The 14078-nt window shown below is 65.8% G+C and carries 15 protein-coding genes; 10 read left to right on the top strand and 5 right to left on the bottom strand.

Annotated elements, in window-relative coordinates; translation table 11 throughout:
* The first annotated feature begins 132 nt into the window (after positions 1-132).
* Positions 133-1500 (top strand): hypothetical protein, encoded by a 1368-nt coding sequence (locus CH290_RS18360; RefSeq protein WP_230621117.1) that lies wholly within the window; start codon positions 133-135, stop codon positions 1498-1500.
* Here CH290_RS18360 and CH290_RS18355 read toward each other — a convergent pair.
* Positions 1485-2786, bottom strand: coding sequence for a glycosyltransferase (locus tag CH290_RS18355; RefSeq protein ID WP_033190522.1), 1302 nt, complete (start codon positions 2784-2786; stop codon positions 1485-1487). The two genes, CH290_RS18360 and CH290_RS18355, sit on opposite strands and share 16 nt — an antisense overlap.
* A 143-nt stretch (positions 2787-2929) precedes the next feature.
* Here CH290_RS18355 and CH290_RS18350 point away from each other — a divergent pair, with 143 nt between their 5' ends.
* Both CH290_RS18350 and CH290_RS18345 read left to right on the top strand, forming a co-directional pair.
* Positions 2930-4273 carry a condensation domain-containing protein gene (locus CH290_RS18350; protein WP_033190523.1) on the top strand — a complete coding sequence of 448 codons (1344 nt, stop codon included), beginning with the start codon at positions 2930-2932 and terminating at the stop codon, positions 4271-4273.
* 65 nt (positions 4274-4338) lie between these two features.
* A complete protein-coding gene (locus CH290_RS18345; RefSeq protein ID WP_020112133.1) occupies positions 4339-4785 on the top strand; it encodes a flavodoxin domain-containing protein in 447 nt (148 codons plus the stop codon).
* Here CH290_RS18345 and CH290_RS18340 read toward each other — a convergent pair.
* The 3 genes from CH290_RS18340 to CH290_RS18330 are packed head-to-tail and all read right to left on the bottom strand — an operon-like array spanning position 4771 to position 7413.
* Positions 4771-5418 carry a Maf family protein gene (locus CH290_RS18340; RefSeq protein ID WP_033190524.1) on the bottom strand — a complete coding sequence of 216 codons (648 nt, stop codon included), beginning with the start codon at positions 5416-5418 and terminating at the stop codon, positions 4771-4773. The genes CH290_RS18345 and CH290_RS18340 overlap by 15 nt on opposite strands.
* Before the next feature lie 28 nt (positions 5419-5446).
* A complete protein-coding gene (locus tag CH290_RS18335; RefSeq protein ID WP_019666146.1) occupies positions 5447-5734 on the bottom strand; it encodes an acyl-CoA carboxylase subunit epsilon in 288 nt (95 codons plus the stop codon).
* A 38-nt stretch (positions 5735-5772) separates the two neighbouring features.
* Positions 5773-7413, bottom strand: coding sequence for an acyl-CoA carboxylase subunit beta (locus tag CH290_RS18330; protein WP_020112131.1), 1641 nt, complete (start codon positions 7411-7413; stop codon positions 5773-5775).
* Positions 7414-7529: 116 nt separating this feature from the next.
* On the opposite strand from CH290_RS18330, the gene CH290_RS18325 reads away from it, so the two are divergent.
* The 4 genes from CH290_RS18325 to CH290_RS18310 all read left to right on the top strand — a co-directional run bounded on the left by CH290_RS18325 (position 7530) and on the right by CH290_RS18310 (position 11222).
* Entirely contained in the window at positions 7530-8363 is an 834-nt protein-coding gene (locus tag CH290_RS18325; protein ID WP_019666144.1) for a biotin--[acetyl-CoA-carboxylase] ligase, read from the top strand.
* 86 nt (positions 8364-8449) lie between these two features.
* Positions 8450-9100, top strand: a complete 651-nt coding sequence (locus tag CH290_RS18320) for a PH domain-containing protein (RefSeq protein ID WP_033190525.1) — start codon at positions 8450-8452, stop codon at positions 9098-9100.
* A 91-nt stretch (positions 9101-9191) separates the two neighbouring features.
* The gene (locus CH290_RS18315) at positions 9192-9872 is read left to right on the top strand and encodes a response regulator transcription factor (protein ID WP_019666142.1); all 681 of its coding nucleotides are present in this window, start codon (positions 9192-9194) and stop codon (positions 9870-9872) included.
* Between the two features lie 27 nt (positions 9873-9899).
* Positions 9900-11222: a sensor histidine kinase gene (locus tag CH290_RS18310; protein ID WP_020112129.1), complete on the top strand. Its 1323-nt coding sequence runs from the start codon at positions 9900-9902 to the stop codon at positions 11220-11222.
* Positions 11223-11233: 11 nt separating this feature from the next.
* Here CH290_RS18310 and CH290_RS18305 read toward each other — a convergent pair whose 3' ends face one another.
* A complete protein-coding gene (locus CH290_RS18305) occupies positions 11234-11797 on the bottom strand; it encodes a GtrA family protein (RefSeq protein ID WP_019666140.1) in 564 nt (187 codons plus the stop codon).
* Positions 11798-11982: 185 nt separating this feature from the next.
* On the opposite strand from CH290_RS18305, the gene CH290_RS18300 reads away from it, so the two are divergent.
* The 3 genes from CH290_RS18300 to CH290_RS18290 all read left to right on the top strand — a co-directional run bounded on the left by CH290_RS18300 (position 11983) and on the right by CH290_RS18290 (position 14068).
* Complete coding sequence (locus CH290_RS18300) at positions 11983-13182, top strand: 5-(carboxyamino)imidazole ribonucleotide synthase (RefSeq protein WP_230621124.1); 1200 nt, start codon at positions 11983-11985, stop codon at positions 13180-13182.
* Positions 13164-13691, top strand: coding sequence for a 5-(carboxyamino)imidazole ribonucleotide mutase (purE, locus tag CH290_RS18295; protein WP_019666138.1), 528 nt, complete (start codon positions 13164-13166; stop codon positions 13689-13691). The genes CH290_RS18300 and purE overlap by 19 nt, the downstream gene beginning before the upstream one ends.
* A 62-nt stretch (positions 13692-13753) precedes the next feature.
* A complete protein-coding gene (locus CH290_RS18290) occupies positions 13754-14068 on the top strand; it encodes a hypothetical protein (RefSeq protein WP_033190527.1) in 315 nt (104 codons plus the stop codon).
* The last annotated feature ends 10 nt before the right edge of the window (positions 14069-14078 follow it).

Raw genomic sequence — 14078 nt, 5'->3', positions numbered from 1 at the left:
ATATTCGAAACGAACCAATCCGTACGAAGTTCTGTTTCGAATTCGTGAATTCCAATTCTCGACGCTGTTTTCGGTGCTATTCGATCGTCGTCGAACCTGCTCGGCCAATGGCTTTGTAGTAGATTTTCGCAGATGACCCGAATTGGATTTGCGGATCACCTATTCCTCCGAATGCACCATGGAATCGGTAATCCTGTGTTCAATCAGTTCGTGTGGCGGTTCGACGGCCCCGTAGCAGTCGCCGAGCTCGCAAAACTGCACGCGAACCTGTCCGCGGGGCTGCTCTCACGGCGGGTACTACCGCCGATCGTTCCGACGGCCAGGCACCGATGGGTCACCTCGAACGCGTCGCTACCGCTGGACTACTCCACCGACTCGGTCCCGACGGATGCGGTTCGCTGCTGGGCGGAACAGCGAATCTCCGCCGACATCGACCCGGAAGCGGGAACCGGATGGCTGCTGTCCGCAGCTCCGGTCGCAGACGGCGGCACGGTCGTGTCACTGGTCTGCTCGCACATGGTTGCCGACGGCGCGGCGATGGTCGCCGCCGTCGAGCGCGCATCCACCGGTGTGTCGGTGGGAGACTCCGCTCGTCTGGGCGAGAAGCCGTCGCTGGTCGATTCGGTCGCGTCCGACATCGCGGACACCGTGGGCCAGCTCCGGCCGATCGCGACGTGGCTCGCGGGGAAATCCGCGCAGGCTGTCACCTCCGTCGTCCGACCGGCGGCAGACGTTGCACCGTCACCGTCGGAAGCCTCGATCGCGCCCGACGGACCGAGTCGAACCGACGTTCCCGAGACGTCGGAGCCGTGGAGTCCGCCCTATGTCGTGGTCAGCTGCTCGGCATCCGAGTGGGCGTCGGCGGCCGCAGAGTGGGGTGGTACGTCCAACACTCTGTTCATCGCCGTCATGACGTCGGTGTCCGCTGCGCTGGGCCGCGCACGCCCGGGAGAAGAACTGCGGTGGTCGCTTCCCTACAACGATCGGGGCTCGACGGACATCGAGTCGAACTCCACGAAGATCATCGCTGTGCGAGTGCCCGTACCGGATCCTGCCGACCGTGATCTCACTCGTATACGAAAAGCGAGCAAAACCGCATTCCAGGAATTCTCGGCGCGACAGGCTTCGGGCGCGTCCATCCAGGCGGTCCCGTTGAACCTCGTCCAGATGTTGCCCGATGCGGTGGCGAGACGGCTGCCCGTCCCCGCGGACGGCGCCGAGGGGCTGTGTTCCAACCTCGGTCGGCTATCCGAGGACTTCGTCTCCATCGGCGGAGTTCGCGCCACGAGAGTGGCTGCCAGAGCCACGTTCTCGGGAGCGGACGCGGATTTCGCGCGACAGCTCGGCGGTGGCTCCACGGCGTGGGCGACCGAGACCGACGCTGCGGTCACGATCAGTATGCACGGGATGGATCCGGACCGGATGGCAAGCGACGAGGACGTTCGGGCAGTGGTGTCGGAGGTTCTCGACCGGTGGGGGATCGGTCACGAATTCTGGTGAACCGCGCCTTCGATCAAGCGCACGGCGGCGCGACGGGTGTCGGCCGGAGATGTCATGGCAGCAGCCAACTGTCGTGCACGTGACGCGGTGTCGGGGCGCATCAACGTCTCGATGCCTGCGGCGAGAATGTCCCGGTCGAGTTCGACGAACTTCGCCGAGCATCCAGCGCCGGTTCTCTCGAGAGCGGCACCCCAGAACGGTTGATCCGCGCTGAACCAGCACACCATGGTGGGTAATCCCGCCCGGACGCTTGCCGCAGTCGTGCCCGCGCCGCCGTGGTGAACTGCCGCGCGACACAACGGGAACAAGGCGCCGTGGTCGACGGAGCCGACGACGGCAACGCTGCTGTCGGCATCGATACGTTCGTCGAGTGTGCTCCAACCCGAGCTCACGACCGCGCGATATCCGCCGCGCGCGCAGACATCCTCGATCATGCTCACCAACCCCGTCGGATCCTTGACCGGCATGCTGCCGAATCCGAAGTACACCGGCGCAGTCCCGGATTCGATCCAGGATCGGAGCGGTGACCCCAGGATCGAACCGGAACCGAGAACTCCGGTGCTGCCCGAGGATTCGCCTCCGTCCGGCTCGAGGAACCCGACGAACGGTCTCCTGTCCGTCCATTCCTGCCGAAGACCGGGGAAGAACGCGGAGTCGTAGGCCTGGATCTCGATCCCGCCGTACGACGCGATACGTCCAGGGAGGGGGCGCGACGCGTTCTCCAGTCCGAGGGCGCGGCGCTGAGCATTCTCCCGCTTCTTCATCGAGCTCCACCGCATGGACTCGAGGATCCGCCACGTCGCCCGGTTGACGACACCCGGCATCGTACGCGACGGCACGACCGACATCGACCGATTCGAGCGGATGGGGCAGTAATGCAAGGCTGCGAACGGAATCGATTGTGATTCAGCGTAATTGAAGACCAGCTCCTGGCCGAGGGTGCCGGCGATCGCCATGTCCGCGTGCGCACCCATCGACAGCACGCTCTCGGCCATGTCGTCCCAGCCGAAGTTGGCCAGTTCCGCCAACGCGGCCCACCGCGTTCGAAGATTCTTCGACTTGATTCGGGTACGCACCAGATCCGATTCCAGAAGCGCTCGGGTATCCGGACCGAACGGCACCACGGACACGGACGTACGGCCTGCCGTTGCTGCCTCGGCGAACGCGACGAGGTTGGGAGGTGCGCCGAACGTGACTTCGTGCCCACGAGCGGACAACTCGGACGCCAGGACCAGGCCCGGTTGGACATCCCCACGGCTGCCTGTGAACGGCATCACGAACTTCATTTCCGCCCTCCTCGGCCGCGTCGTCGCACGCAGAACTGAAACCTACCGCACGGGTGGGGAACGTCGCGTAACACGCACGGGCGCAATGGTGTTTCGAACCACGCGGGTGTTTCGAACCACGCGTTCTCCGATACCCTTTCCCGGTGACCAGATTGACGTACGACGACGACCTGTTCCTCCGGATGGAGTGCGTCCTCGACGTTCCTGTCGTCAATCAGATCGTCTGGCGCTTCACGGGTCCGATCGACTCCGAGGTGCTGGACTCGACGTGGCGGAACCTCGCAGGCGGGCCGATCGATCGAGCCGTGCACCGAGTGTCGGTTCCGGGTGCACGGGACAGATGGGTGCGAGCCGCGTCGACCCTGCCCCTACTCCGTGGTGCGCGAGCCATTGCCGTGCACGCGCTGGCCGAGTGGATGGAAGAGCGCGCGGCGGTCCCTCTCGACCCCACGAACGGACCGGTGTGGCAACTCGCGTACACGGACCTCGAGACCGGAGGGTCCGCGCTGTCTCTCGTCGCCTCCCATGTAGTCGGTGACGGTGGAGCGCTGACGTCTGCAGCCATAGCAGCGCTGCGAGGACCCTCGGATCCCGACGACTTCGCCTCGGCATTCGACACCGCACCCACCTCCGACCTTCGCGATGCTGCCGGGCAACTCCGCGCCGCGGCGTCCGGTACCGCCAGAGCGCTCGGCCGAACGGTGCGTGGCGTGCTTCCGGGTGCAGGCACCCCGTCCGCTTCTAAGGCGGTCACGCACGCTGCGGCGCACAAGTCACCCGTGGCGGCACAGACAGCGGGGGAGTTCTCGCCCAGCACTGTCGTCGTGGATTGCCCGACGGACGAATGGGTGGCCGCAGCGTCGAGGGCCGGAGGTAGTGCCAACAGCCTCTTGGTGGCCGTCGCGCTGGGCATTCTGACGGCCGGTGGCCGCGTGGACGAGTCGGATGCAGTCAAGGTGTCCCTTCCGGTGAGCACGCGCATTCCGGGCGACACCCGTGCCAACGCGACGTCGGGTGTATCGATCGTCGTGGACGGAGGCAGGGGCTACCTCGACGATCTCCGGCCCATTCGTCAGGACAGCAAGGCGGCGTTCCGAGCGCTCGCCGACACCACCCGGTCCACCACGTTCGAGCTGACGAAACCGCTGATGCAGATGTTGCCCGACGCCGTCGTCGCGCGCGCCGCCAAGTCGGCAACCGCACCGCTGTGCCTCTGCTCCAACCTGGGTGCACGCGGAAGCGCTCTGCGTTCGGTGGGTGGATCTGTGGCCGAGTCGGTCGCGATGCGCTCGATCACGCAGAACACCACGGCGGAGTTGCTGCGGCGTACCAAGGGCGGCGTGAGTGTCTGGTGGAACACGTGTGGCGAGACGGCGACGCTCTGTGTGACCGGCCTGGACCCGGACCTCTACCCCAGCCGGGAACATCTGAAAAACTTGATCGCCGACGAGTACACCAGGTGGCAGCTGACGCCCACTTTCTGGTGAGGCTATGCTTATCCACCGATTCCGCACCTTTTCGGTGCAGCGCTACGGACGAAGGGGAAGTGAACATGGCAGTAGTCGTGTTGTTCGGTTCGGAGACCGGTACCGCCGAGGAAGTGGCAGACAAGATTGCCGACATCCTGGTGGACCACGACGCCGAGGTACGCGACATGCTCGAGTACGAGGTCTCGGAGATCGACACCGATGCCTTCCACGTCATCATCTGCTCCACCTACGGTGACGGAGAGCTGCCCACGGGAGCCGAGCCCTTCTACGACGCACTCGTCGAGGACGCACCGGATCTATCCGGGCTCAAGTTCGCGCTGTTCGGCCTCGGCGACCGCATCTACGAGGACACGTTCAACCGTGGCGGCGAGATCATCGCGGAGAAGCTCGTCGAACTCGGTGCTGTGCAGGTCCACGAGCATGCTCGCCACGACAGCTCGTCCAACATCAAGCCGAAAGCTCTGGCCGAGGAGTGGGCTCGCGAGCTCACCGGACTACTGCCGGGCTGACCACACATCGGACATCGTCACGCCGACCTCGTTCAGCAACCGCCGAACGAGGGGCAAGCCGATGCCGATGACGCTGGACGGGTCACCCTCGATGCGGTCGACGAACCACCCACCGAGACCGTCCAGCGTGAAGGACCCCGCGACCTCCAGCGGTTCCCCGGACGCGAGATACGCCTCCAGGTCGGCCTCCGAGGGCGTCGCGAAGTGAACAGTCGTCGAATGGCACGCACCGACCACTGCCGTCGCCTTGCCGTGATGGACGCGAACGACCGAGTGGCCGGTGAGGAGCTCACCCGACGTCCCGGCCATGGCCTGCCACCGTCGACGGGCGACATCCACGGTGTGGGGTTTGCCCTGCAGCTCCCCGCCGATCGACAGCATCGAATCGCAGCCGACAACCACGGCGTCGATCGAGGGGGCATCGGTTCCCTTACCGCTCAGGCTGTTCACGACCGCCTCGGCCTTGGCGCGTGCCAGCGCCACGACGACATCCTCGGGCGACGCCGATTCACCGAGTGATGCCGTCAACGCATCCTCGTCGACGCCGGACACCCGAACGATGGGGTCGACGCCCGCCGCGCGGAGAACCCCCAGCCGAGCTGGGGACGCCGAAGCGAGAACGAAGGTCGTCATGGTGTGTCCACGTCCCGAGGTACGCGCCTCAGTAGCGGCGCGACGCAGCGAACGAGTACGGCGAGAACGGCGCGTGCGTGCGGTGCATGGTGACGGGAGATCCCCACAACTCTGCAGGACGCGTGTCCGCGGGTGCCGACCCCGAGCTCTGCGCGGCTGTCAGAACCGCAACCAGTGCGGCGATCTCCTCGTCGGAGGGATCACCCTTGACGATACGGATCGCCGACGCCGATGCGGCGGTGTCGGCGCCCAGTTCTGCGGACTCGATCAGCTCGTCGGCGACGGTCAGATCTGTTTCACGTGCGGGTGCACTCATCTGTGCAAGCTCACTTCCGGTGGTCTTCGTAAGACGTGTCAGAGCGGGATGTTGCCGTGCTTCTTGGGAGGCAGGGTGACTTGTTTGCGTTCGAGCAGGCGCAGGGCGGAGACGATCTGTCCGCGGGTGTGGCTCGGGGGGATGACGGCGTCGAGGTAACCACGCTCGGCGGCGACGTACGGGTTGACGAGGGTGTCTTCGTATTCCTGCTGCAGCTTCAAGCGCAGTGCGTCGACGTCTTCACCGTTCTTGGCGGCTTCGAGAAGTTGCTTGCGATAGACGAACCCGACGGCGCCGGAGGCGCCCATGACGGCGATCTGCGCGGTCGGCCACGCGAGGTTGACGTCGGCGCCCATGTGCTTGGAGCCCATGACGTCGTAGGCGCCGCCGTAGGCTTTGCGGGTGATGACGGTGATCTTCCCGACCGTCGCTTCACCGTAGGCGTAGAGCAGTTTCGCGCCGCGGCGGATGATTCCGTTGAACTCCTGTCCGGTACCGGGCAGGAAGCCGGGGACGTCGACGAGGGTGATGATGGGGACGTTGAACGCATCGCAGGTGCGGACGAATCGTGCGGCTTTTTCGGAGGCGTCGATGTCGAGGGTGCCGGCGAACTGGGTGGGTTGGTTGGCGACGATGCCCACCGAGCGGCCGTCGATGCGTCCGTAGCCGATGATGATGTTGCGGGCGCGGCCTTCCTGGACTTCGAGGAACTCGTCGTCGTCGAGAATGCGGCGGATGACCTCGTGCATGTCGTAGGGGGTGTTCGGTGAGTCGGGAATGAGGGTGTCGAGTTCGAGGTCCTCGTCGGTGAGGTTGTCTTCGATGGCGCCGTCGATCGGATCGCTGGGGATCGCGCGTGGTGCTTCGGCGCGGTTGTTGGACGGCAGGTAGCCGAGGAGGTCCCGGACGTAGTCGAGGGCGTCTTGTTCGCCGGAGGCGACGTAGTGGGCGACGCCGGATTTTTCCATGTGGGTGTGGGCGCCGCCGAGTTCTTCCATGGTGACGTTTTCGCCGGTGACGGTTTTGATGACGTCGGGTCCGGTGACGAACATCTGGGAGGTGCCGTCGACCATGACGACGAAGTCGGTCAGGGCGGGGGAGTAGACGTGTCCGCCTGCGGCGGGTCCCATGATCAGGGAGATCTGGGGGATGACGCCGGAGGCTTGGACGTTGCGGTGGAAGATTTCGCCGTAGAGGCCGAGGGAGACGACGCCTTCTTGGATGCGGGCGCCTGCGCCTTCGTTGATGCCGATGAGGGGGCGTCCGGTTTTGAGGGCGAGGTCCATGACTTTGACGATTTTCTCGCCGTAGATTTCACCGAGGGAGCCGCCGAAGACGGTGGCGTCCTGGGAGAAGATGCAGACTTCGCGTCCGTCGATGGTGCCGTAGCCGGTGACGACGCCGTCGCCGTAGGGGCGGTTGTCGGCGAGGCCGAAGTTCTGGGAGCGGTGGCGGGCGAGGGCGTCCATCTCCACGAAGGAGCCCTCGTCGAGCAGTGCGGTGATGCGTTCGCGGGCGGTGAGCTTGCCTTTGGCGTGCACCTTCTCGATTGCGGCGGCGCCTGACGGTGCCATCGCTGCCTCGCGGCGGCTACGGAGGTCGGCGAGCTTGCCTGCCGTTGTATGAATATCGGGCTTGGCGTCCGTACCCTGCGCAGTCGAATCCTGAACACTGGTCATGAGGAAACACTTTAACCACGGGTGTGACCGGAGCCCTACCGAGGGCCACGTACCGGTTGGTAGCCCGAGCCGACGTCACCGGCCGTCGGACCGACGAGCCCATATGCTCTTGAGTCATGTGGACCAACCTCGATCGCCCCCCGCTCGACACCGCCGCTCTCCGACGGGCACTCGTCGACGGGCCACAAGCCTCCTGGTCCAGGCTCGATGTGGTCGAGCAGACCGGTTCGACCAACGCCGACCTCATTGCCAATGTGCACGGCCTCGCCGACCGGACTGCCCTCGTCGCCGAACAACAGGACAGCGGACGCGGACGACACTCGCGGCCGTTCGTGGGTCCACCGAGATCACAACTTCTGTTCTCGGTTCTCGTCAAGTTTCCAGGCATCGATCCGGCAGTTCTCGGATGGCTTCCGCTGCTCGCCGGTGTGGCCGTGGTCGATTCGCTCCGCACGGTCGCGGCCGTGGACGCGGCACTGAAGTGGCCGAACGACGTACTCATCGAGGGCCGCAAGGTCGCGGGCATCCTCGCCGAGGTGGCCGAGCACGGCCCCAACCCCTCCGTCGTCGTCGGAATCGGCCTCAATGTCACCATGACGGAAAGCGAACTGCCGGTCCCGACGGCAACGTCGCTTGCGCTCGAGAACGCCGCCGTCGTCGACCGCAGCACACTGCTGCGGTCGATACTCCGAGCGATAGGCGCGGAGATCGACTCCTGGCGTAACTCCAACTGGAACACCGAACACCTGGCCCACCGCTACCGCGAGCGGTGCGACACCATCGGCCGCCGGGTGCGCGTCGAGCTGCCGGGAGACCGCACGATGATCGGCGAGGCGACCGACGTCGACGATCAGGGCCGGATCGTCGTCCGCACCGACGACGCCGACACCGGAACCGTCGCGGTCGCTGCCGGCGACGTCACCCACCTACGAGCTGTCGACACCGACTGACCTCTCGAACGGCTTCCGATCGGCCACCGTTCGGCAGCGCGGTCGTGGCAGGATCACGGCGGAACCGGAGAAGGAGAGCGATCCGCATGGGCTATCCGCAGGATGCGTTGGCAGACGAAGAAGAGCTGCTACTGCATCACCACCCTCACTGGAAGATGCTCGTCCTTCCGGCGGCGACTTGCATCGTCGTCACCGCCCTGGCCGGATTCGGGATCGGAGTCGCCTCCGCTCGATTGGACGGCACTGCGTCGACGACCGCGGTCATCGTCGTCGCCGTGGTGTGGGCAGCCCTGGTCGCGTGGCGCTGCATCGCACCGTTGATCAGCTGGAAATGCACGCACTTCATCGTCACCGACCGCCGCGTGCTCATCCGACAGGGTGTCATCACGCACTCGGGGATCGACATCCCGATGAGCCGCATCAGCAACGTCCAGTTCCGGCACGGACTGGTCGACCGGATGCTCGGCACGGGCACGCTCATCATCGCGTCGGCGTCCGACGATCCGCTCGAGTTCGACGACATCCCACGGGTGCAGCGGGTGCACTCGCTGCTCTACCAACAGGTGTTCGACTCCCTGGAATTTCGGCGGTCCGGGGAATTTCGGCGGTCCGGGGAGTATCGGCCGGGGGAATACCGCAGTTCCGGCGACATCGACGGAGACGAGCTCGGCCACGAGGTGGACGGGCCGTCACCGGACGGTGCCAGGCCTGGTTGGCGGGCCGGTCGGCGTCGATGACGGTGCCCGCGCGACGGTAGCGGTTCCGTAGAGCGCGGGTGTGCGCGGGTAAATACATCATTCTCACAGTTTCCGGCCGTACGCTCACCGAGTGACCGATGTGCTCCTTGCCGAAGACGACGAAGCTATTGCCGCGCCACTGTCCCGCGCCCTCGGCCGCGAGGGGTACACGGTGACGGTCGAACAGACAGGCCCCGCTGCACTGCAGCGTGCTCTCGACGGCAACTACGACCTCCTGATTCTGGACCTCGGCCTTCCCGGGATGGACGGTCTCGAGGTCTGCCGGCAGGTACGGGCCAACAGCTCGGATCTGGCGGTGCTGATGCTCACCGCACGCACCGACGAGGTGGATTTCGTCGTCGGGCTCGACGCGGGCGCCGACGACTACGTCGGCAAGCCGTTCCGGTTGGCGGAGCTCATGGCGCGGGTACGTGCGCTGCTTCGCCGACGAGGAACCGGCGAGGACGGACCGATCGAGGTAGGCGACATCAGGCTCGAGCCTGCTGCTCGGCGCGTGCTCGTCGGTGGCAACGAGATCTCGCTCGCCAACAAGGAATACGAGCTGCTGAAGGTGCTCCTCGAGCATGCAGGCCAGGTCGTTCCCCGCGAAACCATTCTGCGTGAGGTGTGGGGTGACGCCGAACTGCGCGGTTCGAAGACACTCGACATGCACATGTCGTGGCTGCGCCGCAAGATCGGTGACGAGGGTTCGGTCGCCGAGCGTCGCATCGCGACGGTGCGCGGAGTCGGGTTCCGGATCAACAGCGACTAGTCGTAACGAAGCCGAGCAGCCGACACCATGCGTCGTCGCATACTCCAATCCATTCTGGCCGTGGTCATTCTCACGGCGCTCCTGCTCGGCCTTCCGCTGATGTACACCGCGTGGTTGTGGGTCGAGGACTTCACTCGCGACGACCTGCAGCGTCGGCTCGATCGAATGGCGTCGGAGATCCTCTCCCAGGAGGGTGAAGCGGGAATGGTGATCGGCGACCTCGACATCGGGTCGCTGCGGCTGGCCATTCCGCAGTCCGGGCGCCTCGTCGTGGTGTTCCCGACCCCGCAGGATGCCGCGTCGCGGGTCGACATCGGCGAACCCTTCGTCTCACGTCCGCTGGTCGAGTCCTTGTCGATGGGGACGTCGGGCTCACTACGGCTCGAGGTGCCGTCCGACGACATGCGAACACTGCAGCGGCAGGCGGTAGGAGCCGTCGGGCTGGTGGTGCTGGCCTCGATCCTCGCGGGCACGGCCATCGCGGTCCTCACCGCGAAACGGCTCGCCGACCCACTGCAGGACGTGGCGCGGCGAGCCGCGCGACTCGCGGAGGGCGATTTCAGACCGGATCCCACCCGTCACGGAATCGCCGAACTCGACCGGGTGTCCGAGGTGCTCGACTCCGCGACGGTGGAGATCTCCGGACGCCTGCAGCGTGAACACTCCCTCGTGGCCGACGTGTCGCATCAGCTGCGAAGCAGGCTCACCGCCGTCCGCCTGCGCCTCGACGAATTGTCGGTCCACCCGGACCCGGACGTCGTGCAAGAGGCGGACGAGGCGATGGCTCAGGTGGACCGACTGACACTGGCGATCGACGAATTGGTCCGGTCGTCGCGTAGTGACGGTTCGGCCGGAGCCGAAGAAGTTCCCGTGATCGCCGAGCTGACGGGTCTCGTCGCCGAATGGCAGCGCAATTTCGACGACGCCGGACGCGAGCTGGTTCTGCGAGGCGACGCGGGGGTGACGGCGTCGGTGACCGGATCGCGGCTGCGAGAAGCGGTGTCCGTGCTGGTCGACAACGCCCTGTCGCACGGCGGCGGTACGTGCACGGTGGCTGTTCGCCTCGTCCCCGCGGTGGACACCGCCGAGCGGCGACGGGAAGCTCTCGCCTGTGTGGAGGTGTCCGACGAGGGGGACGGCGTCAGCAACGACATGGCGCCGCACATCTTCGACCGAGGATTCTCCGGTGCGGGATCCACCGGCGTCGGGCTCGCGCTCGCTCGGGCATTGGTGGAGGCCGACGGTGGTCGACTGGAACTGCAGCGTCGACGCCCCGCGATGTTCTCGGTGTTCCTGCCGGCCTCGCGGGATCAAAGCATGGGAGCGCCCCGCACTCGAGAGCCCCGGTAGCCAGCGGGACGTCAGCTGTGGCCGAGTTGTTCCTCGGCGGCTTCTTCCTCGGTGGGGTCGTAATCGGTGGATCCAGCGGCTGCTCCGCGCGCGTTCTCTTCCGGGAAGGCGAACTTGCGCAGCGCCCAGAATCGGAACGCCATCTGCATCAGGTTGCCGATGATGTAGTTCAGCACGAAGTCGACGATCACCAGCATGGTGAGGCTCGTGTGGCCTTCACGGATGTCGAACAGGTTGTTCGCGATGAACAGAGGCGCCGCGGCAAGAATCACGCCGATGCCACTGATCGTGAAGAACAGGAGCGCCTCATGGTGCCGTTCGCGCCCGCCTCGGTTCTTGAACGCCCACTCACGGTTGAGGATGTAGCTCAAGATCGTCGCCATCACACCGGAGATGACCTTGGCGACCACCGGCTTGGGTTCGAGCACCGTGAGGCTGAGCGAGTAGAAGATGGCGAGGTCGAACACCATCGTCGTGCCGCCGACGATTGCAAATTTGATCAGTTCGCTGTGACGAATCGCCAGCTCCCGAATTGGACCGGGGAGGCGGTGAATCACACTGTCGATCGAGGGCACAACGGAGAAGTCTACGAAACGACACCTCGATTTCACGAACCGGCGCGCAGATCATCAGACTTCTCTCAGGCCAACGACGGTCGAATCCTCCTCACATGACACGATAGGAAGCCGTGACCGGTCCACATTTCCCCTCCGACGCGGCGAACCCGCGTCCCAGTACTCCGCGTCCGTCCACCAACGGAATGCCTGTCGTGGCGATGATCGGTGGCGGCCAGCTCGCGAGGATGACCCACCAGGCAGCCGTTGCGCTCGGACAGACGCTTCGAGTGCTGTCCGCCGGTGCCGACGAGCCCGCTGCTCAGGTCAGTGCGGACGTGGTGCTCGGACACCACGACGACCTCGACGCGCTGAGGGCCGCTGCAACGGGTTCGAACGCGGTGACGTTCGATCACGAGCACGTGCCCACCGAGCACTTGGAGACTCTCGTCGCCGAGGGGGTGAACGTGCAGCCACCGCCGTCGGCGTTGATCTACGCGCAGGACAAGCTGAAGATGCGCCGTAAGCTCGCTGATCTCGGTATCCCGAGCCCCGAGTTCGCGGAAGTGACCTGGGCCGGCGACGTCATCGAGTTCGGCGAAGAACACGGCTGGCCGGTCGTGGTCAAGGCAATTCGGGGTGGATACGACGGTCGAGGCGTGTGGATGCCCGCCGACGCCGAGGAAGCCGAGGAGATCGTCGGTCGACAGCTCGATCTCGGTGTGCCCCTGATGGTCGAGACCAAGGTCGATCTGCGCCGCGAGCTGTCCGCGATGGTCGGGCGCTCGCCGTTCGGCCAGGGTGCGTCGTGGCCCGTCGTCGAGACGGTTCAGCGACACGGACAGTGCGCCGTGGTGATCGCGCCCGCGCCAGGTCTCGACGAGGACACGGCCATCGACGCCGAGCGCATGGCTCTCGGCCTGGCCGCAGAGTTGGGCGTCGTCGGATCCATGGCGGTGGAACTCTTCGAGACGACGGACGGACGGATCCTCGTCAACGAGCTCGCGATGCGTCCGCACAACTCCGGGCACTGGACCATGGACGGCTGCCGGACCTCGCAGTTCGAGCAGCATCTGCGAGCCGTTCTCGACTATCCGCTCGGCGACACGTCCCCCGTGGCGCCGGTGACGGTGATGGCGAACATCCTCGGCGCACCCGAGGCGCCCACGATGAGCATGGACGAGCGGCTGCACCACCTCTTCGCTCGGATGCCCGACGCCAAGGTGCACCTGTACGGCAAAGGCGAACGCAAGGATCGCAAGATCGGCCACGTCAACGTCCTCGGCGCGGCGGGCGGACGCGCCGACGACGCAGCCTACGTGGCCGCGATCAGAGAAAAAGCAGAGCGTGCCGCACATTGGATGTCGCACGCGGAATGGACCGACGGATGGGATCCGCACGCATGAGCGACAACTCGACGGGCCCTCAGGTCGGCCTGATCATGGGAAGCGACTCGGACTGGCCGACGATGGAAGCCGCGGCGGAAGCCCTCGCAGAATTCGGTGTCCGCTTCGAGGTCGGCGTCATCTCCGCGCATCGCACTCCGCAACGCATGATCGACTACGCGAACACTGCCGCCGAACGCGGACTGAAGGTCATCATCGCGGGAGCCGGGGGAGCTGCTCACCTTCCCGGCATGGTGGCGTCGGCGACGCCGTTGCCGGTCGTGGGCGTTCCGGTGCCGCTGAAGTATCTCGACGGAATGGACTCGTTGCTGTCCATCGTGCAGATGCCTGCAGGTGTTCCGGTGGCGACGGTGTCCATCGGCGGCGCGCGTAACGCAGGCCTGCTCGCCGTACGCATCCTCGGCGCATCCGACGCTGCTCTCCGTGAGCGGATGGCCTCGTTCCAGGCCGGGCTCGAGCGGATGGTCGAGGACAAGGACGCCGCACTGCGCGCCAAGCTGCTGGGATAGTGCGGCTCTCGCTCCGGGCGCGCGTACGCCGAGCCTCACGCGGTCGGCGCCAGGTCGTCGTCGTGACCTGGCTGGCGCTTGCGTACGCGGGCCTGTGGCGAGCGAGAGTCGAGTTCGACGAACCGAGTGCACTGTTCGTCGCGTCCGGGATGCGGTACGGCTTCGGGCGCGGCGGGACGACGATCGGCGGTGTCTACCCGACGAACTCCAACGTGTCTCGTCGGGTATTGCGTCACGAGGCCGTCCACGCCGATCAGTGGGCGCGATACGGCATCGCCTTCGCGGCGCGTTATCTCGTCGAAGAGATCCGTCGACCGGGCGCGAAGAACAGATACGAGATCGAGGCAGGCCTGGCCGACGGCGGCTATCGCACCTGACGACCGGAGT

Origin of the sequence: Rhodococcus sp. 06-156-4 (assembly GCF_002259345.1) — a bacterium.
Taxonomy (GTDB): domain Bacteria; phylum Actinomycetota; class Actinomycetes; order Mycobacteriales; family Mycobacteriaceae; genus Rhodococcoides; species Rhodococcoides fascians_E.
The sequence above is the reverse complement of the archived record's forward strand: the minus strand, read 5'-3'. Positions and strand labels throughout refer to the sequence as shown.

Bases quoted from the DNA above. Each gene is read 5' to 3' on its own strand.
- CH290_RS18320 (WP_033190525.1), top strand. From the start codon at position 8,450: ATGGGCTATCCGCAGGATGCGTTGGCAGACGAAGAAGAGCTGCTACTG.
- purE (WP_019666138.1), top strand. From the start codon at position 13,164: ATGGGATCCGCACGCATGAGCGACAACTCGACGGGCCCTCAGGTCGGC.
- CH290_RS18335 (WP_019666146.1), bottom strand. From the start codon at position 5,734: ATGAGTGCACCCGCACGTGAAACAGATCTGACCGTCGCCGACGAGCTG.
- CH290_RS18345 (WP_020112133.1), top strand. From the start codon at position 4,339: ATGGCAGTAGTCGTGTTGTTCGGTTCGGAGACCGGTACCGCCGAGGAA.
- CH290_RS18300 (WP_230621124.1), top strand. From the start codon at position 11,983: ATGCCTGTCGTGGCGATGATCGGTGGCGGCCAGCTCGCGAGGATGACC.
- CH290_RS18355 (WP_033190522.1), bottom strand. From the start codon at position 2,786: ATGAAGTTCGTGATGCCGTTCACAGGCAGCCGTGGGGATGTCCAACCG.
- CH290_RS18340 (WP_033190524.1), bottom strand. From the start codon at position 5,418: ATGACGACCTTCGTTCTCGCTTCGGCGTCCCCAGCTCGGCTGGGGGTT.
- CH290_RS18330 (WP_020112131.1), bottom strand. From the start codon at position 7,413: ATGACCAGTGTTCAGGATTCGACTGCGCAGGGTACGGACGCCAAGCCC.
- CH290_RS18360 (WP_230621117.1), top strand. From the start codon at position 133: ATGACCCGAATTGGATTTGCGGATCACCTATTCCTCCGAATGCACCAT.
- CH290_RS18310 (WP_020112129.1), top strand. From the start codon at position 9,900: ATGCGTCGTCGCATACTCCAATCCATTCTGGCCGTGGTCATTCTCACG.
- CH290_RS18325 (WP_019666144.1), top strand. From the start codon at position 7,530: ATGTGGACCAACCTCGATCGCCCCCCGCTCGACACCGCCGCTCTCCGA.